Annotated in this window: 21 protein-coding genes; 16 read left to right on the top strand and 5 right to left on the bottom strand. The window is 71.6% G+C overall.

Annotated elements, in window-relative coordinates:
- The first annotated feature begins 9 nt into the window (after nucleotides 1–9).
- The 3 genes from pyrE (at nucleotide 10) to IG99_RS23390 (ending at nucleotide 3,259) form a co-directional block, all read left to right on the top strand.
- Complete coding sequence (pyrE, locus tag IG99_RS23380; protein WP_037676846.1) at nucleotides 10–558, top strand: orotate phosphoribosyltransferase; 549 nt, start codon at nucleotides 10–12, stop codon at nucleotides 556–558.
- A gap of 133 nt (nucleotides 559–691) precedes the next feature.
- A complete protein-coding gene (gene fbaA, locus IG99_RS23385; protein WP_037676847.1) occupies nucleotides 692–1,723 on the top strand; it encodes a class II fructose-bisphosphate aldolase in 1,032 nt (343 codons plus the stop codon).
- A gap of 69 nt (nucleotides 1,724–1,792) precedes the next feature.
- On the top strand, nucleotides 1,793–3,259 hold the full coding sequence (locus IG99_RS23390; RefSeq protein ID WP_037676848.1) for an MFS transporter: 1,467 nt from the start codon (nucleotides 1,793–1,795) through the stop codon (nucleotides 3,257–3,259).
- A gap of 214 nt (nucleotides 3,260–3,473) precedes the next feature.
- Here IG99_RS23390 and IG99_RS23395 read toward each other — a convergent pair whose 3' ends face one another.
- The gene (locus IG99_RS23395) at nucleotides 3,474–3,893 is read right to left on the bottom strand and encodes a DUF3151 domain-containing protein (protein ID WP_037676849.1); all 420 of its coding nucleotides are present in this window, start codon (nucleotides 3,891–3,893) and stop codon (nucleotides 3,474–3,476) included.
- A 22-nt stretch (nucleotides 3,894–3,915) separates the two neighbouring features.
- Entirely contained in the window at nucleotides 3,916–4,398 is a 483-nt protein-coding gene (locus IG99_RS23400; RefSeq protein WP_037676850.1) for an SAM-dependent methyltransferase, read from the bottom strand.
- 200 nt (nucleotides 4,399–4,598) lie between these two features.
- On the opposite strand from IG99_RS23400, the gene IG99_RS23405 reads away from it, so the two are divergent.
- From IG99_RS23405 to IG99_RS23465, 13 genes are all read left to right on the top strand, one after another.
- Entirely contained in the window at nucleotides 4,599–5,438 is an 840-nt protein-coding gene (locus IG99_RS23405; RefSeq protein ID WP_037676851.1) for a tryptophan 2,3-dioxygenase family protein, read from the top strand.
- Nucleotides 5,431–6,621 (top strand): kynureninase, encoded by a 1,191-nt coding sequence (gene kynU, locus IG99_RS23410; protein ID WP_037676852.1) that lies wholly within the window; start codon nucleotides 5,431–5,433, stop codon nucleotides 6,619–6,621. Before IG99_RS23405 ends, kynU begins: the two co-directional genes overlap by 8 nt.
- Nucleotides 6,622–6,904: 283 nt before the next feature.
- Nucleotides 6,905–7,792, top strand: coding sequence for an alpha/beta hydrolase (locus IG99_RS23415; RefSeq protein WP_037676853.1), 888 nt, complete (start codon nucleotides 6,905–6,907; stop codon nucleotides 7,790–7,792).
- Nucleotides 7,793–7,939: 147 nt separating this feature from the next.
- Complete coding sequence (locus IG99_RS23420) at nucleotides 7,940–8,995, top strand: alpha/beta hydrolase (RefSeq protein WP_078947847.1); 1,056 nt, start codon at nucleotides 7,940–7,942, stop codon at nucleotides 8,993–8,995.
- Complete coding sequence (locus IG99_RS23425) at nucleotides 8,988–10,196, top strand: acyltransferase family protein (RefSeq protein WP_037676854.1); 1,209 nt, start codon at nucleotides 8,988–8,990, stop codon at nucleotides 10,194–10,196. The genes IG99_RS23420 and IG99_RS23425 overlap by 8 nt, the downstream gene beginning before the upstream one ends.
- 174 nt (nucleotides 10,197–10,370) lie before the next feature.
- Nucleotides 10,371–11,777 (top strand): sensor histidine kinase, encoded by a 1,407-nt coding sequence (locus IG99_RS23430; protein WP_051865826.1) that lies wholly within the window; start codon nucleotides 10,371–10,373, stop codon nucleotides 11,775–11,777.
- Complete coding sequence (locus tag IG99_RS23435) at nucleotides 11,774–12,448, top strand: response regulator (protein ID WP_037676855.1); 675 nt, start codon at nucleotides 11,774–11,776, stop codon at nucleotides 12,446–12,448. Before IG99_RS23430 ends, IG99_RS23435 begins: the two co-directional genes overlap by 4 nt.
- A gap of 121 nt (nucleotides 12,449–12,569) precedes the next feature.
- Nucleotides 12,570–13,934: a sensor histidine kinase gene (locus tag IG99_RS23440; protein WP_037676856.1), complete on the top strand. Its 1,365-nt coding sequence runs from the start codon at nucleotides 12,570–12,572 to the stop codon at nucleotides 13,932–13,934.
- On the top strand, nucleotides 13,931–14,605 hold the full coding sequence (locus IG99_RS23445; protein WP_037676857.1) for a response regulator: 675 nt from the start codon (nucleotides 13,931–13,933) through the stop codon (nucleotides 14,603–14,605). Before IG99_RS23440 ends, IG99_RS23445 begins: the two co-directional genes overlap by 4 nt.
- A 210-nt stretch (nucleotides 14,606–14,815) precedes the next feature.
- Nucleotides 14,816–16,963 carry an RNA polymerase recycling motor ATPase HelR gene (gene helR / locus IG99_RS23450; protein ID WP_037676858.1) on the top strand — a complete coding sequence of 716 codons (2,148 nt, stop codon included), beginning with the start codon at nucleotides 14,816–14,818 and terminating at the stop codon, nucleotides 16,961–16,963.
- A 70-nt stretch (nucleotides 16,964–17,033) separates the two neighbouring features.
- On the top strand, nucleotides 17,034–18,236 hold the full coding sequence (locus IG99_RS23455) for a cytochrome P450 (protein WP_037676859.1): 1,203 nt from the start codon (nucleotides 17,034–17,036) through the stop codon (nucleotides 18,234–18,236).
- 120 nt (nucleotides 18,237–18,356) lie between these two features.
- Nucleotides 18,357–19,190, top strand: a complete 834-nt coding sequence (locus IG99_RS23460) for a DUF2382 domain-containing protein (protein ID WP_037676952.1) — start codon at nucleotides 18,357–18,359, stop codon at nucleotides 19,188–19,190.
- 62 nt (nucleotides 19,191–19,252) lie between these two features.
- Nucleotides 19,253–19,522 (top strand): hypothetical protein, encoded by a 270-nt coding sequence (locus IG99_RS23465; protein ID WP_037676860.1) that lies wholly within the window; start codon nucleotides 19,253–19,255, stop codon nucleotides 19,520–19,522.
- A 103-nt stretch (nucleotides 19,523–19,625) separates the two neighbouring features.
- Here the strand turns inward: IG99_RS23465 and IG99_RS23470 are convergent, their stop codons facing one another.
- The 3 genes from IG99_RS23470 to IG99_RS23480 form a co-directional block, all read right to left on the bottom strand.
- Nucleotides 19,626–21,134 (bottom strand): APC family permease, encoded by a 1,509-nt coding sequence (locus IG99_RS23470; RefSeq protein ID WP_037676861.1) that lies wholly within the window; start codon nucleotides 21,132–21,134, stop codon nucleotides 19,626–19,628.
- A gap of 152 nt (nucleotides 21,135–21,286) precedes the next feature.
- On the bottom strand, nucleotides 21,287–21,703 hold the full coding sequence (locus IG99_RS23475) for a DUF6086 family protein (protein WP_037676862.1): 417 nt from the start codon (nucleotides 21,701–21,703) through the stop codon (nucleotides 21,287–21,289).
- A 69-nt stretch (nucleotides 21,704–21,772) separates the two neighbouring features.
- Complete coding sequence (locus tag IG99_RS23480; protein WP_037676863.1) at nucleotides 21,773–22,630, bottom strand: diacylglycerol kinase family protein; 858 nt, start codon at nucleotides 22,628–22,630, stop codon at nucleotides 21,773–21,775.
- Nucleotides 22,631–22,806 lie beyond the last annotated feature (176 nt).

Genomic DNA, 22,806 nt, shown 5'->3' on the forward strand with positions numbered 1-22,806 from the left:
CTGTTCGGCATGACGGACGCACGGAGCGCGCTGCTTCAGCAGATCAAGGACAAGGCCGTGGTGCACGGCAAGGTGACCCTGTCGTCGGGCCTGGAGGCGGACTACTACGTCGACCTCCGCCGCATCACCCTCGACGGCGAGGCCGCCCCCCTGGTCGGGCAGGTCCTGCTCGACCTGACCGCCGACCTGGACTTCGACGCGGTCGGCGGTCTGACCATGGGCGCCGACCCGGTCGCCGCCGCCATGCTGCACGCGGCCGCCGCGCGCGGGCGCAGGCTCGACGCCTTCGTCGTACGCAAGGCCGCGAAGGCGCACGGGCTGCAGCGGCGGGTCGAGGGGCCGGAGATCGCCGGCCGCCGGGTCCTCGTCGTCGAGGACACCTCCACCACCGGCGGCTCCCCGCTCACCGCCGTCGAGGCCGTGCGCGAGGCCGGCGCCGAGGTCGTCGCCGTCGCGACGATCGTCGACCGGGCGACCGGGGCCGCCGAGAAGATCCAGGCGGGCGCGGGGGTGCCCTACCTGTACGCGTTCGACAAGGACGAGCTGGGACTCGACTGACCACTGGCTGAGCGGAGCATTGAGCATCGCCGCATGTCTGGAAAGATGGGGACGACGATGACGTCGCACCCAAGGTCTAGGTCAGGGCCGTAAACACGCAGTACGCCAACCCGCACACTCAAGGAGCGGACGTATGCCCATCGCAACCCCCGAGGTCTACAACGAGATGCTCGACCGGGCGAAGGCAGGCAAGTTCGCCTACCCGGCCATCAACGTCACCTCGACCCAGACCCTGCACGCGGCGCTGCGCGGTTTCGCGGAGGCGGAGAGCGACGGCATCGTCCAGATCTCGACGGGCGGCGCCGAGTTCCTGGGCGGTCAGTACAGCAAGGACATGGTGACCGGCGCGGTCGCCCTGGCGGAGTTCGCGCACATCGTCGCCGAGAAGTACCCCGTCAACGTCGCCCTCCACACCGACCACTGCCCGAAGGACAAGCTCGACGGGTACGTACGTCCGCTGCTGGCTCTCTCCCAGAAGCGCGTCGAGGCCGGTCTGAACCCGCTGTTCCAGTCGCACATGTGGGACGGCTCCGCCGAGACCCTGGCGGACAACCTCTCCATCGCCCAGGAGCTCCTGGCGACCGCCCGCGCCGCGAAGATCATCCTCGAGGTCGAGATCACCCCGACCGGTGGCGAGGAGGACGGCGTCTCCCACGAGATCAACGACTCCCTGTACACCACGGTCGACGACGTGATCCGTACGGCCGAGGCGCTCGGCCTCGGTGACAAGGGCCGCTTCCTGCTGGCCGCGTCCTTCGGCAACGTGCACGGCGTGTACAAGCCCGGCAACGTCGTGCTCCGCCCCGACCTGCTCAAGGAGCTGAACGACGGCGTCGCCGCCAAGTTCGGTCTGCCGGCCGGCAGCCAGCCCTTCGACTTCGTCTTCCACGGCGGCTCCGGCTCCACGGAGGAGGAGATCCGCACCGCGCTGGAGAACGGCGTCGTGAAGATGAACATCGACACGGACACGCAGTACGCCTTCACGCGTCCCGTCGCCGACCACATGCTCAAGAACTACGACGGTGTCCTGAAGGTCGACGGCGAGGTCGGCTCCAAGAAGACCTACGACCCGCGCACCTGGGGCAAGCTGGCCGAGGGCTCGATGGCCGCCCGGGTCGTCGAGGCGACGCAGAACCTGCGCTCGGCGGGCACGAAGATCAAGTAACACCCCCGAAGGGGGAACCGGTGAGCCCGGCGCCTGCCCAAGGCGCCGGGCTCGCTGTATACCTGGGGGATGCCCGACGTCAGGCTGGCCTCGCCCCAGGGCAAGTGGATCCTGTTCACCACGATCCTCGGCTCCAGCATGGCCCTGCTGGACGCGACCGTCGTCAACGTGGCGCTGCCCAGAATGGGCCGCGACCTCGACGCCGACCTCGCGTCCCTGCAGTGGACCGTCAACGCCTACATGGTCACGCTGGCCGGGCTGATCCTCCTCGGCGGCTCCCTGGGCGACCGGTACGGCCGGCGTCGGGTCTTCGTCATCGGGGTGGTGTGGTTCGCCGCCGCCTCCCTGCTGTGCGGGCTCGCCCCGAACGTCGGTGTGCTGATCGCGGCCCGGGCCCTGCAGGGCGTCGGCGGCGCGCTGCTCACACCCGGCTCCCTCTCCCTCATCCAGGCGACCTTCCACCCCGACGACCGGGGCCGCGCCGTCGGCCTGTGGTCGGGGTTCGGCGGGATCGGGGCGGCCGTCGGGCCGTTCCTGGGCGGCTGGCTGGTGGACGGTCCGGGCTGGCGCTGGGTGTTCCTGATCAACGTGCCGCTGGCCCTCGTGTGCGTGCCGGTGGCCCTCCGCCATGTGCCGGAGTCCAGGGACGGCAGGGCGCACGGCCACTTCGACGTGCTGGGCGCGGCGCTGGGCGCCCTCGCGCTCGCCCTGCTCACGTACGCCCTGATCGAGGCCCGCTCGGGCGGCCTCACCGTCGCCGTCAGCGCCCTCGCGGGGCTGGCCACAGCGGTCGCCTTCGTCGTCGTGGAGCGGCGCGGCGCCGATCCGATGATGCCGCTCGGCATCTTCGCGTCCCGGCAGTTCAGCGCGGTCAACCTGGTCACCCTGTGCGTGTACGCGGCGTTCGGCGGCTTCTTCTTCCTCGCCGCGCTGCAACTCCAGGTGGTGGCCGGTTACTCCGCGCTCGGCGCCGGCACGGCGCTGCTGCCGATCACCGTCCTGATGCTGCTGTTCTCCGCCCGCTCCGGGGAGCTCGGTGAGCGGATCGGGCCGCGGGTGCCGCTCACGGTGGGGCCGCTGGTGGCCGCGGCGGGGATGCTGCTGATGCTGAGAGTGGGGCCCGGTGCGTCGTACGTCGCCGACGTCCTGCCCGCGCTGCTGGTGCTCGGCCTCGGCATGGTCACCCTGGTGGCGCCGCTGACCGCGACCGTGCTGGCCTCCGTGGACACCGCGCGGGCGGGGCTGGCCAGCGGGATCAACAACGCGGCGGCGCGGGCGGCCGGGCTGGTCGCGGTGGCCGCGCTGCCATTGCTGGCCGGGATGGGGGAGGAGGCGTACAGGTCGCCTCCGGCGTTCGACGCGGCCTTCGGGCGGGCGATGCTGTGGTGTGCGGGGGCGCTGGTGGTGGGGGCGGTGGTGGCGTTCACGACGGTGCGGAGGCCTCCGGCGGATTGTCGGCGGCCTGAGTGTCGGAGGTTCGGTTCTGTGACGGCGCCGCCGCTGGAGGGGCGGGGTGGTCGGGGGCGCCTTGAGTGAGGGGCGGTGCGCCTTCTCGGGTGCGTCGTCGATGAGCGGTGGCGGCTGCGGGTGGTCGGGGGCTTGTCGCGCAGTTCCCCGCGCCCCTAAGGAGTCGCCGGCGCGGTTGGCTGCATGGTCGCGCCCGCGCGGCAGAGCCGCATATGACACGGCCCCGCGCCCCTGAAGGGGCGTTGCAGCGGCCGGGGTGGCCCCGGCCGCTGGGACGTGGGTGTTACGGCTTCAGCTCGGCGTACGCCTCCGCGCTGCTGTCCTGGAGGAACTGGCGGCAGCGTTCGGCCTCGGGCTTCTCGTTGATGGTGCCGGCGGCGCGGGCCAGGGCGGCGAGGCAGCGGAGGAAGCCGCGGTTGGCTTGGTGCTCCCAGGGGATCGGGCCGTGGCCCTTCCAGCCGGCGCGGCGCAGCTGGTCGAGGCCGCGGTGGTAGCCGGTGCGGGCGTAGGCGTACGACTCGACCACGCGCCCCGCCTCGAAGGCGTCGTCGGCGAGCATCGCCCAGGCGAGCGAGAACTCGGGGTGGTCCGCCGCGACCTCGGCCGGCGCGCGGGACTCATCGGCCAGCTGCCGGTAGGCCTCCTCGTTCTCCGGCAGGTACGTCGGGTCGGGGCCACCGAGCAGGTTCTTGTGCGTCGTCATGAGTGCAGTCTGCCACCAGCGCTCAGTAGTAGTGCCGCATGATCTCCGTGGCCCAGTCGGGCTGGGTGGTGGTGCCCTGCGGGCCGAACTCGCTCATGTAGGGCTTGATGTCGAGGACGGGGGTGCCGTCGACGGCGTCGAGGCCCTGGACGTGCAGGTCGAGCCCGTCGGTGCGCAGCAGACGGCAGCGGGAGACGCCGATGCGGTTGGGGCGGTTCTTGCCGCGCTGGGCGAAGATGCCGACCAGCGGCCAGTCGGTGTTGCCGCGCGGATGACGGGCACCGGTCTCGATCTTCGCCACGGGGACGCGGTCGAAGTGGTAGACGATCTCCAGGTGGGAGAAGGCGTCCAGGCCGGCCAGCGCGTCCGCGTCGAACTGGTCGGCGTCCAGGCGGATCACGGCGTCGACCTTGCCCCAGTCGTCGTCCTCGACCTCCCCGCGGCCGCCGACCACCCGGCCCACCGGTATCGAGACGACCCCGGCCTGGGCGCTGTTCTCAGACATCTGCCGTGCCTTTCGTCAGAAGATCATTTCTCAGGCGGCGCCCGAGCGTACTGCGAGGGACGGGGGCCCGTCTGTCGATCGGAGCAGACGGGGCTTGCGCCGACGGGGTCCGATGCGGAGGATGCGAGTGGGGACCGGGGCCCCCGTGTCGGTAACGGCAGGGGCGGACCGCTACCCGGAGTACACAACAGGAGACAGCGATGTCCCATGAGGCTCATGAGGCTCACGAGCCCGAGACCCCGCATCTCGACTTCCAGGGCACGACGCCGTACGAGGACTACGTCAAGGCGGACGTGCTCACCCACCTCCAGCACACCCTCTCCGACGATCCCGGAGAGATGGTCTTCCTGGTCACGACCCAGGTGATGGAGCTGTGGTTCACGGTCATCGTCCACGAGTGGGAGACCGCTGCACACGCCCTGCGCTCCGACGACGTACCCGTCGCGATCGACGCGCTGAAGCGTTCCGTACGGGAACTGGAGGCGCTGAACGCCTCCTGGAAGCCGCTCGGCCAGCTCACCCCCGCGCAGTTCAACTCGTACCGCAGCGCCCTGGGCGAGGGCTCCGGCTTCCAGTCGGCGATGTACCGCCGCATGGAGTTCCTGCTCGGCGAGAAGTCCGCGTCCATGCTCGTCCCGCACCGCGGCGCCCCCCGCGTCCACGCGGAACTGGAGAAGGCGCTGCACGAGCCCAGCCTGTACGACGAGGTCCTGCGCCTCCTCGCCCGTCGCGGGCACCCCGTCCCCGCCCCCGTCCTGGACCGTGACGTCTCCAAGCGCTACGAGCCCTCGGCCGAGGTCGAGGCCGTGTGGACGGAGGTGTACGCGGGGGACCCCGGCGACCAGGTCGCCCGGCTCGGCGAGGCGCTGACCGACGTCGCCGAACTCGTGTGGCGCTGGCGCAACGACCACCTCGTCGCCACCCGTCGCGCGATGGGCGCGAAGGCGGGCACGGGCGGTTCCGCCGGGGTGGCCTGGCTGGAGCGGCGCGCCCAGAAGAACGTGTTCCCCGAGCTGTGGACGGCGCGGTCCCATGTCTGAACTCGCGCTGCTGGCAGAGAAGTTGGATGCTGCGGACGAGCTCGCCGACAAGCGTGCGGACTTCGTCCTGGACGAGGTCGTCTACCTCGACGGCAACTCGCTGGGCGCCCTGCCCGCGAACGTCCCCGGGCGGGTCGCGGACGTCGTCCACCGCCAGTGGGGGGAGCTGCGCATCCGCTCCTGGGACGAGAGCGGCTGGTGGACCGCCCCGGAGCGGATCGGTGACCGCATCGCCCCGCTGGTCGGCGCGGCGGTCGGCCAGATCGTGGTGGGCGACTCGACAAGTGTCAACGTGTTCAAGGCACTCGTGGCTGCCGTACGGCTGGCCGGGGACGGCCGCGACGAGATCCTCGTCGACGCGACGACCTTCCCCACGGACGGCTACATAGCCGAGTCGGCCGCCCGTATGACGGGCCGCACACTGAGGCCGGTGAGGCCGGAGGAGGTACCGGGCGCGCTGTCCGAGCGCACCGCGGCGGTACTCCTCAACCACGTCGACTACCGCACCGGCCGCCTGCACGACCTGCCGTCCCTCACGGCGGCGGTGCACGAGGCGGGCGCCGTCGCGGTCTGGGACCTGTGCCACAGCGCCGGAGCGCTGCCGGTCGGGCTGGACGAGCACGGGGTGGACCTCGCGGTCGGCTGCACCTACAAGTACCTCAACGGCGGCCCCGGTTCACCGGCGTACCTCTACGTCCGCCAGGGCCTCCAGGACCGCTTCGACTCCCCCCTGCCGGGCTGGACCTCCCACGCCGAGCCCTTCGGCATGCACACCACCTACACACCGGCCTCCGGCGCCCCGCGCGGCCGCGTCGGCACCCCGGACATCCTCTCCATGCTCGCCCTGGAGGCGGCCCTGGAGGTCTGGGACGACGTCACCGTCGATGCGGTCCGCACCAAGTCCCTCGCCCTGACGGACTTCTTCCTGCGCGCCGTCTCGGAGTACACCCCGGCCGGCCGCGTGGAGTCCCTCACCCCCACCCGTCACGAGCACCGCGGCAGCCAGGTGGCCCTGCGCTGCGACGACGCCGGTGAGGTGATGAAGCGCCTCATCGAGCGGGGCGTGGTCGGCGACTTCCGCCACCCCGACGTCCTGCGCTTCGGTTTCACACCGCTGTACGTGGGCTTCGGGGATGTGGAGAGGGCGGCGAGGGTGCTGGGGGAGGAACTGGCGGCCACCTGACCGCGGCCGGTCGTGCCGCTGGGGTGCTGCCTGTGTACTACGCAGCCTGCGGGCATGCGGACCCACCCGGCAGCCACCCCGGCGGACGGTCACCCCGAACGGTCACCGCCCCCCCCGGGACCCACCCCGGCGGACGGTCACCGCCCCCCCGCCTCACCCTCCGTCACATCCCCGTGTCCGCGCACGTCACCCGCCTGGTACCGTCCCCGCCAACGGCCGAGGTTCGCTTCCTGGTCCGCCACCCCTTTCCGTCAAAACCGTTTCGTCGCTGAGAGGTTGGAGCATGCCGGACGACGTCGCAGCCGCCCGGGCCGCTGCCGAAGAGGAGTCGGCCTTCTCGCACCCCGCGGTCGACCCCGACACCACAGCCGCCTACGGCGACCACCCCGACCAGGTGATCGACTTCTACGCCCCGCGCACCGAGGCCGGCCCGGGCGGTCCCGCCCCCCTGGTCGTCGTCCTGCACGGCGGCGCCTGGCGCGCCCCGTACGACCGCCGCCACATCACCCCCTTCGCCTCCTTCCTGGCCCACCACGGCTTCGCGGTGGCCAACGTGGAGTACCGCAGGGGAAGCGAGAACGCGGATACGCCGGGACAGACCACGGTGGCCGGCCGCTGGCCCGACACCTTCGACGACGTCGCCGCCGCCCTGGACGCCCTGCCCGCCCTCGTCCGCGAGGCCCTCCCCCAGGCCGACCCGCGCCGCACCGTCCTCACCGGCCACTCGGCCGGCGGCCACCTCGCCCTGTGGGCGGCTGCCCGCCACGTACTGCCCGCCGACGCCCCCTGGCGTACCGGCGGCCCGGCACACCTGCGGGGCGTGGTCGCGCTGGCCCCGATCGCCGACTTCGCGGTCGCCGACAAGCTGGACGTCTGCGCGGGCGCGACCCGCCAACTGCTGGGCGCCGGGGAGACCGACTTCACCGACCGCCGCCCGTACGCCGACCCGTCGCTGCTGCTGCCGACCGGCATCGCGACGACCCTGGTCCAGGGCCGGGCGGACCTGGACGTGCCCTTGGCGGTCGCCGAGTCCTACGCGGAGGCCGCGGCGAAGGCGGGAGAGGTGGTCGGTCTGACGATGCTGGAGGGGGTGGGCCACTTCCCCCTGATCGACCCGGCGGCGGACGCGTGCGCGGTGGTGGTGGAGGAGATCGCCCAGCTGGCCTGGTGATCCAGCCGGCCTGGTGATCCAGCCGGCCCGGTGATCGAGCCCCGACCGTACCCGTAATACCTGAGAGCTACCCCGCACCTGAGCTCCCAGGCGTGACGCCAACCATGCCCCCACCTCCGTAACTTCCCGTTCTGAGAAGCCCAACACATGGGCACGGAAGGGGAGGACGGGGCAGTGGGGGACGAGACGAGGGTGTGCGACGAATCTACTGAGGCAACCCCGCCAGGCAAAGGCACACCCTCACGCCGCAAGCCCCTCCGCGCGGTCCTCACCGCCCTCCTCACCGCCGCCCTGGTCCTCCCCCTCTCGGCCGCCGCCCACCCCGAAATCCCCGCCCCACCCCCCGCCGCCCTCCCCCCACTGACCACGACCACGCTGGGCGAGACGTACGCGGCCAACCAGGCCAACGCCGCTCAGGCGTCCCGTATGGCCGCCGCCCACGGCGACCACGAACGAGCCGCGGCGGACCGCGCCATGGCTGCCCCGTCCCGCCATCTCCTCGGCTTCGACGGCCGAGGCCCCGGCCGAGCCACGGAGGTCCTGGGCGATCTCGCCCACGCCGACCGCATCGCCGTCCTCGTCCCCGGCTCCGACACCTCGCTCGACACCTACGCCCGCTTCCGCGCCACCGCGAAGGCGTTGTACGCCCGGCTGACCCACGAGGCCGCCGGCCCCGCCGGCGCCCGCACCGCGGTCATCGCCTGGCTCGGCTACGAAACCCCCGGCACGATCAGCGCGACGGTCACGACCACCACCCGCGCCGAACAAGCCGCCCCGCGGCTCCGGCAGTTCATCCACACCCTGCGCTCCATGACCGGCCCTCGCGCGAACATCGCCCTCCTCTGCCACTCCTACGGCTCGGTCGTCTGCGGCGCGGCCGCCTCCCGCCTGCCCGTGGACGACATCGCCCTCCTCGGCAGCCCCGGCACCGGCGCCGACTCCGCCGCGGCCCTGCGCACCCGCGCCCACGTCTGGGCGGCCCGCGGCACCGACGACTGGGTGGGAGAGGTCCCGCATGTGAAGGCCGACCTGTTCGGCACCACCGTCGGCTTCGGCACCGACCCGGTCTCCCCGGAGTTCGGCGCCCGCGTCTTCGCCGCCGGCGACGGCGGCCACAGCGACTACTTCACCCCGGGCTCGGTCTCCCTGACCAACCTCGCCCGGATCGTCCTCGGCGACACCTCGGAGGTGACCCGTGCGTGAGACCCCGCCCGGCCTGCACCACGCCCTACGACAGCGCGCCGACCGGATCGAGGCCGGCACCCCCGCCGAACGGGACCGCGCGGTGGACGCCCTGCGTGCCTTCGCGATCCTCGGTGTCGTCCTGGGCCACTGGCTGGTGACCGCCCTCGTCGAGGACGGCGGCACGCTGCACACCGCGAGTCCGCTGCGGCACATGCCCTGGCTGGCGCCGATCTCCTGGGCCTTCCAGACGCTCGCCGTGTTCTTCCTGGTGGGCGGCCATGTGGCCACCCGTGGCTACGCCGCGGCACGCGCCCGCGGCACGACGTACGGACAGTGGCTGGCCGCCCGCCTGTCCCGGCTGCTCAGACCGGTCGCGGCCGTCCTCACCCTGTGGACGGTGACCGCGCTCGCCCTCCTCCTCACCGGCGCCCAGTACGCGACCGTGCACACCCTGGTCAAGCTGGCCCTGTCCCCCCTGTGGTTCCTGCTGGTCTTCACCGTCCTGACGGCCGCGACCCCGCTGCTGACCCGGCTCAACCCCCTCTGGCCGCTGGCCGTCGTCCTCCATGTCGACCTGCTCCGCTTCGGCCTCGGCGGCCCGTCCTGGCTGGGCTGGGTGAATTTGGCGGCGGGCTGGCTCGTGCCGTACACCCTGGGCGCCGCCTGGACCCGCGGCGACCTGAACGGCCGCCGCGCCGGCCTGCTGCTCCTCACGGGCGGTACGGCGGCGACGGCGGCCCTCGTCGCCTGGGCGGGCTACCCCGCGTCGATGGTCGGGGTCCCGGGCGCCGGGGTCTCGAACCTGAACCCGCCGACGCTGGCCGCCGTCACCTTCGGCCTGGCCCAGTGCGGCCTCGCGCTGCTGCTGCGCGACCGCCTGCGCCGCGCCCTGCGCAGACCGACGGCCTGGGCGGCGGTGGCACTCGTCAACCTCTCCGCGATGACCGTCTTCCTCTGGCACCAGACCGCCCTGATGGCCACCACGGCCACCGGACTGCTCGTCGGCCGCCTCCCCGGCCTGCACACCCGCCCCGACACGCTGAACTGGGTCTGGGCCCGCCTGGCCTGGCTCCCGGTCTTCGCCCTGGCCCTCGCGGTGTGCTGGACGGCGTTCCGCCATCACGAGCAGGGCGGAGGCGGGCGTACCGGGCAGCGAGGCCGCTCGCGGGTGGTCCGCGTGCACCGCACCGCCCCACGGGCGGGGGCCCGTCATGTCTAAGGGGCCCTTTTACCGTGCCCGCCCGGGTCGCGCGGCCCGGCACCGCACCTCGCCGCGTTGCCGAAAAGCCCTGGCAGCTCCACTGCAAGAACCCTCCGGCGCCTTGCGATGCACGGCACCAGACCACGCGACCTCACGGGCGCTCATAGTGAAAGGACCCCTAAGGTGGGCCGTGTGACGGAAACGGGGGTGGTGCGGGCGCTGTGGCACGTCCCGCGCCGGCTGCGGGTGCTGCGCGACGACCTGCTGACGCTCAAATCGGACCCGCTGCCGCCGTCCCTGTGGGTGCGCTGGCTGCCGCACGGCCTGCTCTGCCTGGTCGGGTTCGGTGTGGCGTTCGGAGCCGTGGCGCAGTTCGTGGACAACGGGGGAGTGGGCCCGCAGCTCGCCCTGCTGCTCGGGCTCGCGCAGGGCGGCGCGGTGGTGCTCGCGCTGCGGCGTCCCGTCCCGGCCTGGCTGCTCACGACGGCGGCCATGGTGGTGAGCGCCGTCGAGGTGCGGCGCCATCTGCTGGCCGGTGGCGCCCACGACTTCCCCTGGCCCTGGGCGGCGGCCGGGATCATCGGGCAGATGGCCGTGCTGCTGCTGCTCGCCCTGCGCGTGCCCACCCGGGTGACCGTCGAGGCGCTGGGCGTGACGGCGTTCCTCACGTACGTCGTCCAGGGCCTGCTGGGTGCCAACAGGTACCAGCCGACCGGGCTGCTCTCGATCATCCTGTTCACGGTCGTCGCGGTGCTCGGCACAGCCCTGCGCGGCCGCCGCGAGGCCCGCGCGGAGCTCGTCGAACAGACCACGCTCACCGCTGAGGAACGCGGCCGCCGCACCCTGCTGGAGGAGCGCAGCCGGATAGCGCGCGAGCTGCACGACGTGGTGGCCCACCACATGTCGGTGATCTCCATCCAGGCCCAGGTCGCCCCGCACCTGGTCGAGAACCCCTCCGACGAGCTGAAGGAGAACCTCGACGGCATCCGGCAGAACGCGCTGGAGGCGCTGACCGAACTGCGCCGGGTGCTGGGTGTCCTGCGCTCGGAACAGCTCGGCGTGCCCAAGGCGCCCGACGGAACGGGAGCGGAGGGCGACACGGCCCCGCACGCCCCGCAGCCCACCCTCGACCGGCTCGACGCGCTCGTGGAGAACACCCGTACCGCGGGCCTGGCGGTGAGTCTCGAGGTCACCGGCGACCGGCGGTCGTTGTCGCCGGGGGCGGAGCTGTCGGCGTACCGGATCGTGCAGGAGGCGCTGAGCAACGTCCTGCGTCACGCGCCCGGCGCGAGCGTCCGCGTGATGGTCGAGTACCACACGTTCGGGTTGAGCATGATGGTCGTCAACTCCCGTCCGACCCGGCCCGCCCCGCCGTCGTCGGGTGCCGGGCACGGACTGCTCGGCATGCGGGAGCGGGCCGCGATGCTGGGCGGCGGCCTGTGGGCGGGCCCCGAACCCGACGGCGGCTACCAGGTGTCCGCCTTCCTCCCGGCGCAGGTGCCCACCGACGGCCTCGACCACGTCTTCCCGGCCCCCGCCCCCGCTTCGGACCCCGACCCGGCCGCCCCGGCCACCCACCCGAAGGACTCCCCAGCATGACGAGCAGCCCCATCCGTGTCCTCATCGCCGACGACCAGCAGATGGTCCGGCAGGGCTTCACCGTGCTGCTCAACACCCAGCCCGACATCGAGGTGGTCGGCCAGGCGGTGCACGGCCTCGACGCCGTCGCCAAGGTGGCCGAACTGACCCCGGACGTCGTCCTCATGGACATCCGCATGCCCGAACTCGGCGGCATCGAGGCCACCCGCCGCATCACCGGTGAGCGGCCGGACATCAGGGTGCTGGTGCTGACCACCTTCGACCTCGACGAGTACGTGTACGACGCGCTGCGCGCCGGCGCGTCCGGGTTCATGCTGAAGGACGCGTCCGCCGATCAACTGGCCGAGGCGGTACGGGTGATCGCCGCCGGTGACGCCCTGCTCGCACCCGGTGTCACCCGGCGGCTGATCGCCGAGTTCTCCCGGTTGGACGACAGACCCCGCGCCCCGGTGAAGGAACGCGTGGGCGGCCTGACCGAGCGGGAGACGGAGGTGCTCGCCCTGATCGCCCAGGGCCTGTCGAACGCGGAGATCGCCGAGCGTCTCTTCGTCGCCGAGCAGACCGTGAAGACCCACGTGGGCCGCATCCTGGTGAAGCTGGGCCTCAGGGACCGTACGCAGGCGGCGGTGTTCGCGTACGAGTCGGGACTGGTGAGGCCGTCCGGGTACTGATGGCGGTGCCCGGTCCTCGCCCCGGTCGTCCTCGTCGCCCCCGTAGTACCTGAGGTGGATGCCGAAGGACCCCCCTCACTGGTGACGACCGCTACCACCGTCGCGGCCTACCGTTCTGTACGTGACCGAGACGACCCAGCACCTCAGCTCCCCGGACGAGGGGACCAGGCCGCGCAGTCCGGAGTTCCGGATGGCGGTGGAAGCCCTGCGCGGGCTGCGACAGGACCTGTTCCACGACGCCTTCGCCTATGACCCTCTTCCGCGCATGCGGGTCGACGGCCCGTTGACCAGGTTGCTGCCCCCGCGCCTTCGGCACTACGCGGTGTGGACGCCGCACGCCGTCGTGGTGTTCATGGGCCTCATGGCGATGATGATCGGCGCCTCGTCGGCGGGCTATGGGGGCTATGGGGGCTACGGGGGCGACTACGACAGGCTGCTGATCGGCTTCCTCTCGCTGGCCCCGGTGCTGCTGACGCTGGTGCGACCGGTCGGCGCCTTCTGGTTCTCCCTGGCGGCCACCCCGGTCACCGCGGTGCTCGCCGACAGCTGGGACGAGTGGCCGTGGCAGGCGGGCAGCTTCGCCTGCCACCTCGCGGTGCTGGCGGTGGTGGCGCTGCGGACCGGGCCCCGCGTCGCCGCGTGGATGTGGGCCCTGACCGCGGCGTACGGCATGGTCGTGACCGTGCTCCTCGGCGCCGGCCACTACTCGTCGAACACCGCCCCCCTGCTGGTCATATCCGCGCTCGTGCTGCTCGGCGTCACCGTCTGGCACACCCGCCGTCAGGCCCGGCAGGAGGTGACCGCCCAGCAGACGGTGACCGCGCACGAGCGGTCCCGGCGCACCCTGCTGGAGGAGCGCACCACGATCGCCCGCGAGCTGCACGACGTGGTCGCCCACCACATGTCGGTGGTCGCCATCCAGGCGGAGGCCGCGCCCTACCGGGTGGAGAACCCGCCGCCGGAGCTGGAGCGCGCCTTCGTCACCATCCGGGAGAACGCGGTGGCGGCCCTGACCGAACTGCGCCGCGTCCTGGGCGTGGTCCGCGCCGAGGACTACGAGGCTCCGGACGCCCCGCAGCCCACCCTCGCCGACCTGGAGGCACTGCTCGACAACGTGCGCGACGCCGGCCTCGACGTCGACAAGGCGGTCACCGGCGCCGTCCGCGAACTCCCGCAGGGCGTCGAGCTCTCGGCGTACCGCATCGTCCAGGAGGCGCTGAGCAACACCCTCCGGCACGCCCCCGGCGCGAGCGCCCGCGTGGAGATCGGCTACGTCCTCGGGGGCCTGGGTCTGCGTATAGTCAACGACGCTCCGCCCGCGCTGCACCTGGTCAAGCCCTCGCCCGGCGCGGGTCACGGCATCACGGGCATGCGGGAGCGGGTGTCGATGCTCAACGGCGAGATGACGGCGGGCGCGACGGACGACGGTGGCTACGAGGTGACGGTGTTCCTGCCGGTCCCCGCCCTGAACGAAGGTGACGCATGACCCCGGGCACGATTCGCGTGCTGATCGCCGACGACCAGATGATGGTCCGGGAGGGCTTCTCCGTCCTGCTGAACGCGATGCCGGACATCGAGGTCGTCGGCGAGGCGGTCAACGGCCGCGAGGCGGTCGACCGGGTCCGTGAACTGGCCCCCGACGTGGTCCTGATGGACATCCGTATGCCGGAGCTGAACGGCATCGAGGCGACGCGCGAGATAGTCGCCGCCGACGGCACGGCGAAGGTGCTCGTCCTGACCACCTTCGACCTCGACGAGTACGTCTACCAGGCGCTGCGCGCCGGCGCCTCCGGCTTCCTCCTGAAGGACGCCTCGGCCCGCCAGCTCGCGGACGGGGTACGGGTGGTGGCGGCCGGTGAGGCGTTGCTGGCCCCCTCCGTGACGAAGCGCCTGATCACGGAGTTCTCCAAACTGTCCGACGCCCCCCGCCTCCCCGCCGCCGCCCAGGCGGCCTACGGCGACCTCACCGAACGCGAGACGGAGGTCCTCGTGCTCATAGCCCAGGGCCTCTCCAACGCGGAGATCGCCGAACGCCTGGTGGTGGCCGAGTCCACGATCAAGACCCATGTGAGCAGGGTCCTTGTGAAACTCGGCCTGCGCGACCGCACCCAGGCAGCCGTCTTCGCCTACGAGGCCCGTCTGGTGACACCGGGATAGAGGGCAACTCGCCCTCCCCGTCAGCACATGAGAAAGGCAAGAGTGAGTACCGCCCCACCTCTTGCCACTCTCAACATATAGCGCACCGGGGGGCTTGCGGCAAGGCCCCCCTCGTGCCGCAGAATCGCAGGCCAAAGCCAAGTACCTGCGGAAATGAGGGCCACGCCACATATGTGCAGTGCTGTCCGTCCAGTGAGTGGAGCCGGTGCCGTGAACCCCGTGACCACCAGCGCGTTCGACCTCCCCGCCCGCCTCTCCGCCAAGGCCGACCCGGCGCTGATCGCCGGCGACGAGCAGCACTTCGCCGCCATCGCGGAGAGCCTCGAGCAGACGATCGCCGAGCTGTCCGACCGTCTCGAGGCCGAGCTCAGGGCACCCGGCGGCAGTGGCAGGCAGGCGATGGACCGGGACGCCGAGGTCCACCGGCTGACCGCCCGCCTGCGCGCCCTGCGCCGCTTCGGGCTGGACCTGTGCCTGGGGCACATGGTCGGCGCGGACGACTCCGAACCCCTGTACGTGGGGCGGCTCGGCCTGACGGACAGCACCGGTCGCCGGCTGCTGGTCGACTGGCGTTCCCCCGCGGCCGAACCGTTCTTCGGGGCCACCCACGCCAACCCGATGGGCCTGGCGAGCCGCCGCAGGTACCGCTGGAGCGGCGGCCGCGTCAGCGACTACTGGGACGAGGTGTTCACCTCGGACGCCTTCGCCGGGCACGCGGCGCTGGACGACCAGTCCGCCTTCATCGCCAGCCTGGGCAGCGACCGTTCGCCCCGGATGCGGGACGTGCTCGGCACCATCCAGGCCGACCAGGACGCCATCATCCGCGCGGGTTCCCGCGGCGCGCTCGTCGTCGACGGCGGCCCGGGAACCGGCAAGACGGTCGTCGCGCTGCACCGCTCCGCCTACCTCGTGTACTCCGACCCGCGTCTGGGTCACCGTCGCGGCGGTGTGCTGTTCGTCGGCCCGCACCAGCCCTACCTGGGCTATGTGGCCGACGTCCTGCCCAGCCTCGGCGAGGAGGGGGTACAGACCTGCACCCTGCGGGACCTGGTGGCCGAGGGAGCCGCGGCGGCGCCCGAGACCGACCCGGAGGTGGCCCGCCTGAAGTCGTCCGCGGACATGGTGAAGGCGATCGAGAAGGCCGTCAGGTTCTACGAGGAGCCGCCCGCCGAGGGGATGACGGTCACCACCGAGTGGGCCGACCTCTGGCTGAGCGCCGACGACTGGACCGAGGCGTTCGAGGCACCCGGGCCGAGCACCGCGCACAACGACGCGCGTGACCAGATCTGGGAGGAACTGGTCACCATCCTCATGGACAAGCACGACGGCGACGTCCCGCGCGAGCAGTTCCGCCGGTCGCTGCTGCACGACAAGGAGCTGGTCGGGACCCTCAAGCGGGCCTGGCCCCTGCTGGAAGCGGCCGACCTCGTCTCGGACCTGTGGACGGTGCCCGCCTACCTGCGGATGTGCGCTCCCTGGCTCGGCCCCGACGACGTACGCAGGCTGCAGCGCGCTCAGGCGCAGGCGTGGACGGTGTCCGACCTGCCGCTCCTGGACGCGGCGCGGCAGCGGCTCGGCGATCCGGCGGCGGTGCGGCGCAGGCGTCGGCAGGAATCCGCGCTCGCCGCCCAGCGCACCCGCATGGCGCGGGTCGTCGACAACCTGATCGCGGCCGACGACGACGGTGAAGGACTCATGACGCAGCTGCGCCGGGCGGACTTCCAGCGCAACCTGGTCGACGAGTCCGAGCTGCCGACCGCCGAACCCGACGTGCTCGCGGGTCCGTTCGCGCACGTCGTCGTGGACGAGGCGCAGGAACTGACCGACGCGGAGTGGCAGATGCTGCTGCAGCGCTGCCCGTCGCGGAGCTTCACCATCGTCGGGGACCGCGCCCAGGCCAGGCACGGGTTCACGGAGTCGTGGCGGGAGCGGCTGGAACGGGTCGGTTTCGACCGGATCACCCTGGCCTCCCTGAGCGTCAACTACCGCACCCCGGAGGAGATCATGGCGGAGGCCGAGCCGGTCATCCGGGCCGTCCTCCCCGACGCCAACGTCCCGACCTCCATCCGCAGCAACGGCCTCCCCGTCGTCCACGGATCCGTCCGTGAACGGGACTCCATCCTCGACACCTGGCTCACCACCCACCCCGAAGGCATCGCCTGCGTCATCGGCGACCCCACCTTCCAGGCCACCCCCCGCGTCCGCTCCCTCCCCCCGGAACTCTCCAAGGGCCTCGAGTTCGACCTCGTCATCCTCATCGACCCCGACACCTTCGGCACCACCATCGAAGGCACGGTCGACCGCTACGTGGCCATGACCCGGGCGACCCGGCAACTCGCCATCCTCACCAGTTCCTGAGGCCGGCACCGGACGCGAGACCGCACGACACCCCTGGTCAGCCGGGGGTGTGCCGGGCTAGCGTCCGGACATGGCTGCCTTCGATCCATGGGACCCGGCGTTCGTCGCCGACCCCTACCCCGCCTATGCCGAGCTGCGCGCACAGGGCCGGGTGATCCGTTACGAGCCGACCGACCAGTGGCTCGTGCCGCACCACGCGGACGTCTCGGCGCTGCTGCGGGACCGGCGGCTGGGGCGGACGTATCAGCACCGGTTCAGTCACGAGGACTTCGGCCGCACCCCGCCACCGCCGGAGCACGAGCCGTTCCACACGCTCAACGACCACGGCATGCTCGACCTCGAGCCCCCGGACCACACCCGCATCCGGCGCCTGGTGTCGAAGGCGTTCACCCCGCGCACGGTGGAACGGCTCAAGCCGTACGTGCACGGGCTGGCGAACGACCTCGTGGGCGCCCTCGTCGAGGCGGGCGGCGGCGATCTGCTGACGGACGTGGCGGAGCCGCTGCCCGTCGCGGTGATCGCGGAGATGCTGGGCATCCCGGAGGCGGACCGCCCGCAGCTGCGGCCCTGGTCGGCGGACATCTGCGGGATGTACGAGCTGAACCCCTCGCAGGAGACCGCGACGAAGGCGGTGCGGGCGTCCGTGGAGTTCTCCGAGTACCTCACGGAGTTGATCGCGGCCCGCCGCAAGGAGCCCGGCGACGACCTCGTCTCCGGGCTGATCGAGGCGCACGACGAGGGGGACCGGCTCACCGAACAGGAGATGGTCTCCACCGCCGTTCTGCTGCTGAACGCCGGCCACGAGGCGACGGTCAACGCCACGGTGAACGGCTGGTGGGCCCTGTTCCGCAACCCCGGCCAGCTCGCCGCCCTGCGCGCCGACCACTCCCTCGTCCCCTCGGCCGTCGAGGAGCTGATGCGCTACGACACCCCGCTCCAGCTCTTCGAACGCTGGGTCCTGGACGACATCGAGATCGACGGCACGGTCGTTCCCCGTGGCGCGGAGATCGCCATGCTCTTCGGCTCCGCCAACCACGACCCGGCCGTCTTCGACCGACCCGAGCGTCTCGACCTGACCCGCGCCGACAACCCTCACATATCCTTCAGCGCCGGCATCCACTACTGCATCGGCGCCCCCCTGGCCCGTATCGAACTGGCCGCCTCGATGACGGCCCTGCTGGAGCGGGCCCCGACGCTCGCCCTTGCCCAGGAGCCGCGGAGGAAGCCGAATTTCGTGATCCGGGGGCTGGAGGGACTCGACGTCGTGCTCTGACGACGGAGTGAGAGACCGCCAAAAAAGTCCAATTAAATCCGTTTTGTTCGATTAGCTTCTCCTTCCGGTGGTTAGACGGTGGGCCTACCGCTGAAAAACCACATGTGAAGGAGGGTGATCGTGATCACCCGCGAGCAGCTGTCCACCGTTCTCGACCATCCCGTTTACGACGATCATGGCGACAAGATCGGCGAGGCCAAGCACGTCTTCCTGGACGACACCACCGGCCAGCCCGAGTGGATCAGCGTCAGGACCGGCCTCTTCGGGATCAAGGAGTCGTTCGTCCCGATGCGGGACGCGACCGTGGCGGGGGACCACATTGAGGTGCCCTACGCCAAGGACCGCGTGAAGGACGCCCCGAACGTCGACGTGGAAGCAGGCGGTCATCTCTCGGAGGACGAGGAGCACCGCCTCTACGAGTACTACGGCGTCGACTGGGACGCCGCCTGGCAACAGCAGGCGGGCGGCCCCGGTGACATGCCTGCCGGTACCGCGGCCGGTCCCGCAGAGCAGTTGGACCTCGAGGGAGCGGAGGGCACCGGCGATGACGCGATGACGCGCTCCGAGGAGCGGATGCACGTCGGAGTCGAACGGCACGCGACCGGGCGGGCCCGGCTGCGTAAGTACGTGGTCACCGAGGAAGTGCAGCAGACCGTCCCCGTACGCCACGAGGAGGTGGTGGTCGAGCGTGAGCCGATCACCGACGCCAATGTGGACGCCGCGCTGTCCGGCCCGGAGATCACCGAGGCGGAGCACGAGGTGACCCTGCACGAGGAACGCCCGGTCACCCGGACCGAGACCGTACCCGTCGAACGCGTCCGGCTGGGCACCGAGGAGCGCGTCGAGGAGGAGACGGTCGGGGGTGAGATCCGCAAGGAGCGCATCGAGACCACCGTCTCCGACGAAACCGATGAAACCGGTGGCATCGGCGAAAAGGGCGAACGCGACCGGTGACCCGGCTCGCGCGGGGCGGCCGTGCTCGACCGCACCTTCAGCGACACGCAACGGAGAAACCCATGGCCCAGGTCACCCAGCCGCTCACCGATGACAGCATCAAGGTCCGGCAGCTCAACCACTACCAGTTCAGCTGGGTCGCCGGAGAAGCCGGCGCCCGGGGCACCTTCACCTTGCAGCTGGTGCTCGACGAAGGCGCCTGGGAAGAGGTGCTGACCCTCGACGCCGACGACGCCGACGTTCTGCAGGACCTGCTGCAGAACACGGAAACCGTGCACTACGACGTGGGCCGCCGGACCCTGATGTTCGGCGTCACCTCCGCCGGCAGCTGAGGCGTGACCGCCCATCCGCGATCGCGGCTGACGGTGCCCCCGCCGCCCGGCGAGCGCACCGTCAGCCCTCAGCGTCCTCCACCGCATCGGGAACGGCACGGCGTCACCGCTCCTTCGTCTCCTCCAGCACCGTCCGCCCCAGGAGCGCGTACCGCTGCGGCGAGCGCCGCTTGAGGTACTGCGCGCAACCCACGCCCGTCCCCGCGACCAGCGCCACGATCCACGGCGTCGCCTTCAACACCAGCGAACCCGACTCCGAACCGGCCGCGGCCCCCATGTTGGACACCAGCAGCACGACCACCGCGAGCATCGCGACCCCGCCCACCAGTGGAGCCGCAAAGGTCCTGAACCAGTGCCGGCTCTCGGGGTGGTGGGAGCGGAAGTAGACCAGCACCGCGAACGAGCACACCGCCTGCACCACCAGGATCGCCATCGTCCCGAGGATCGCGAGCAGCACGTACGTACCGCTGTAAGGGTCCTTGCCCGCGGCCCAGAACGCGCCGATCAGCACCGCGGAGACGACCGTCTGCACCAGGCCCGCGATGTGCGGGGAACCGTGCCGGGCGTGGGTGCGGCCGATGGTGTTCCTGAGCGAGGGCAGGACGCCCTCGCGTCCCAGCGCGTACATGTAGCGGGCGGCGCAGTTGTGGAAGGCCATGCCGCAGGCCAGCGAGCCGCTGATCATCAGCCACTGCATGACGACGACCGCCCAGTGGCCGACGTACTGCTCGGTGGGGCCGAAGAACAGGGCCAGCGGGTCGGCGGTGGCGACCTTCACGGCCCTCGACTCCCCGGTGCCCGAGATGGCCATCCAGGAGACGAAGACGTAGAAGACGCCGACCCCGAGGACCGAGATCATCGTCGCCTTGGGGATGATCTTCTTGGGGTTGCGGGACTCCTCGCCGTACATCGCCGTCGACTCGAAGCCGACCCACGACCAGAACGCGAAGAACAGGCCGAGCCCGGCGCTGGTCCCCTTGAAGGCGTTGACCGGGTTGACCGGGTCGAGCCCGAAGCCGTCCGGGCCTCCGCCGTGGAAGGCGACCGAGACCGCCATCGCGGCGAGGATCGTCACCTCCGTGCCCAGCAGCACCACGAGCAGTTTCTCGGCGACGGAGATGCCGAACCAGGTGCCGCTCGCGTTGATCGCCAGCATCAGCACCGCGAACGCCCACCACGGCACGTGCAGGCCGGTCTGGTCCTTCAGGGTCGTGGTGGCGAAGGACGAGAAGATCCCGATGAGCGCCGGCTCGAAGACCACGTACGCGAAGGTGGCCAGCAGCCCGGAGGCGAGTCCGGCGGTGCGGCCCAGTCCGTAGGAGATGAAGCCGTAGAAGGCGCCCGTGGACGTGATGTGCTTCGCCATCGAGGTGAAGCCGACGGAAAAGATTGCCAGGACGACCATTGCGACGAGGTAGCTCGCCGGTGCGCCGACGCCGTTGCCGGACGACACCATGAAGGGCACGTTGCCCGTCATCGCGGTGATCGGCGCGGCCGTCGCGACGGCCATGAAGACGACGCCGAGCAGGCCGACGGCATTGGGCTTCAGCCGGTGAACAGCGCTCTCTGCGCCTGCCTTCGCCGCCGGAGCGACTCCCTCGTCCACTGCCATCGGGTGGCCCCTTCCTCACCGGTGCACGATCCTCCGCCGAGCTCCTGCTGAAGGAGGATGCTGCACCCCGGATGAGTCGCTCAAGGGTTTGGACGAGTTAAATATTTGTCAACCAGACCTTTAGAGGGTCGAAGTCGGTGCCGCAGCCGGCCTCAACGGGCCATCGACCGGTCCAGCTCCCGGGCCCGCTCCCGCGCCGCCCCTGCCCAGTCCTGGCGAAGCGGCCCCGGCACCTGGATGTCCCGTCGGCCCTCCAGCCCCACACGAGGTTCCGGCCAGCGCAGCTCGACACCGGCACGCTCCGCGAGGGCCACCGCGGTGCCGAGGAAACCGGCGCTCAGGGCGTCGACGATCCCGTGCCGGGTGCCGTCGCGCCACTCCAGCAGGGCGTTCACGAACGCTCCGTAGGCGACCGGGTCGACCTGGCACTCGTCGCTCTCCATCGGCCCGATCCCCGACGGCACGCCCAGCTCGTCCTCGTACAGGCCCACATGGCGCAGGAACAGCCGGGCCGCCCCGTTGGACGGGTTCCACAGGGTCTCGTCACCCACATCGAAGTACTGGCTCATGACTGCCCCTCCCGGGTCCCGATCAAGAAGGGGCACGTTAACCACGCGGCTCAGCCGACGGCAGCTGAATTATGACGTCACCGGCACCGTCAGACCCCAGGCGTCCTCCCACACCGTCCACGTCCGCCTCCGCACCGGACCCGACACCACCGCGTCCGCCCGGTAGTGGAAGTCCGCGCCCGACACGGTGACCGTCCGCCCCGCCGCCCGCAGCGGCGACGCCTCCGCGCCCACCGACGCCGGCCGCACCTCGACCGTGGCGGCACCGGCGCCCTCCGCCGACACGGACACCGCCGCCACCGGCTGGTCCAGGTCGACCAGCATCACCCCGTCGACCTCCACCCGCAGCCGGGAGGGCCCGGGACCCGGCACGGAGGGCTCCCGGGCCGGACGCGCCGGCACCAGCGTCCGTACCAGCGACTGGCAGTTCCGCAGCCAGGGGCGCCCCGGCACCCCGGACTCCTCCTCCGTCACCGCCCCGTGCACCGGCGGTATCCGCAACGCGTCCAGCACCACCCCGTCGCTGTCGTCGACGAGCATGTCCATCCGCCGCTCCACCCCGTCGAGCACCGCCCGCGCCGCGGCCACCGTCCCCGTCGGCACGCCCAGCGCACCCGCCAGCGACAGCCCGCCCCCCACCGGCACCATCGACAGCACGCATCCGGCCAGCTCCCGCCGCCGGTGCAGCAACGACACCGCCCGCAGCAGCGCCCGGTCGTCCCCGACCACCACCGGCCGCCGCGTCCCGCGCCGTGCCAGCACCCGGTCGAATTCCTCCGGACCGTCCGGGAGACACACTTTCGCGGTCGCACCCGCGCTGAGCACGTCTTTCGCGATCCGTACGGCCTCCCCGTCCGCCCTACGGGCGACCGGATCGATGACGACCAGCAGCTGATCGGACGTCGCGAAAGTCGCCACCTCGGCCATGCCTCGCTTCCTCGGGTAGCATCTTGGTGCAAGAGCCCCTTGCGCTATTGCGCCAGGGGCTTCGTCTATTCCGGGGCATCCGGTCCGACGGGTTGCGGCCAACGAAGGTCGCTGGTGTACCAGGCATGTTCGTGCCATGTCCACCTCTGACCTTGGACATGCCCCGCCCGGAAGGG

This window comes from Streptomyces griseus subsp. griseus, from assembly GCF_000720255.1.
Classification (GTDB): domain Bacteria; phylum Actinomycetota; class Actinomycetes; order Streptomycetales; family Streptomycetaceae; genus Streptomyces; species Streptomyces griseus_I.

Excerpts from the sequence above, each read along its gene's own strand:
- pyrE (WP_037676846.1), top strand. The coding sequence starts at position 10 with ATGACGGACGCACGGAGCGCGCTGCTTCAGCAGATCAAGGACAAGGCC.
- fbaA (WP_037676847.1), top strand. The coding sequence starts at position 692 with ATGCCCATCGCAACCCCCGAGGTCTACAACGAGATGCTCGACCGGGCG.
- IG99_RS23390 (WP_037676848.1), top strand. The coding sequence starts at position 1,793 with ATGCCCGACGTCAGGCTGGCCTCGCCCCAGGGCAAGTGGATCCTGTTC.
- IG99_RS23395 (WP_037676849.1), bottom strand. The coding sequence starts at position 3,893 with ATGACGACGCACAAGAACCTGCTCGGTGGCCCCGACCCGACGTACCTG.
- IG99_RS23400 (WP_037676850.1), bottom strand. The coding sequence starts at position 4,398 with ATGTCTGAGAACAGCGCCCAGGCCGGGGTCGTCTCGATACCGGTGGGC.
- IG99_RS23405 (WP_037676851.1), top strand. The coding sequence starts at position 4,599 with ATGTCCCATGAGGCTCATGAGGCTCACGAGCCCGAGACCCCGCATCTC.
- kynU (WP_037676852.1), top strand. The coding sequence starts at position 5,431 with ATGTCTGAACTCGCGCTGCTGGCAGAGAAGTTGGATGCTGCGGACGAG.
- IG99_RS23415 (WP_037676853.1), top strand. The coding sequence starts at position 6,905 with ATGCCGGACGACGTCGCAGCCGCCCGGGCCGCTGCCGAAGAGGAGTCG.
- IG99_RS23420 (WP_078947847.1), top strand. The coding sequence starts at position 7,940 with ATGGGCACGGAAGGGGAGGACGGGGCAGTGGGGGACGAGACGAGGGTG.
- IG99_RS23435 (WP_037676855.1), top strand. The coding sequence starts at position 11,774 with ATGACGAGCAGCCCCATCCGTGTCCTCATCGCCGACGACCAGCAGATG.
- IG99_RS23445 (WP_037676857.1), top strand. The coding sequence starts at position 13,931 with ATGACCCCGGGCACGATTCGCGTGCTGATCGCCGACGACCAGATGATG.
- IG99_RS23455 (WP_037676859.1), top strand. The coding sequence starts at position 17,034 with ATGGCTGCCTTCGATCCATGGGACCCGGCGTTCGTCGCCGACCCCTAC.
- IG99_RS23465 (WP_037676860.1), top strand. The coding sequence starts at position 19,253 with ATGGCCCAGGTCACCCAGCCGCTCACCGATGACAGCATCAAGGTCCGG.
- IG99_RS23470 (WP_037676861.1), bottom strand. The coding sequence starts at position 21,134 with ATGGCAGTGGACGAGGGAGTCGCTCCGGCGGCGAAGGCAGGCGCAGAG.
- IG99_RS23475 (WP_037676862.1), bottom strand. The coding sequence starts at position 21,703 with ATGAGCCAGTACTTCGATGTGGGTGACGAGACCCTGTGGAACCCGTCC.
- IG99_RS23480 (WP_037676863.1), bottom strand. The coding sequence starts at position 22,630 with ATGGCCGAGGTGGCGACTTTCGCGACGTCCGATCAGCTGCTGGTCGTC.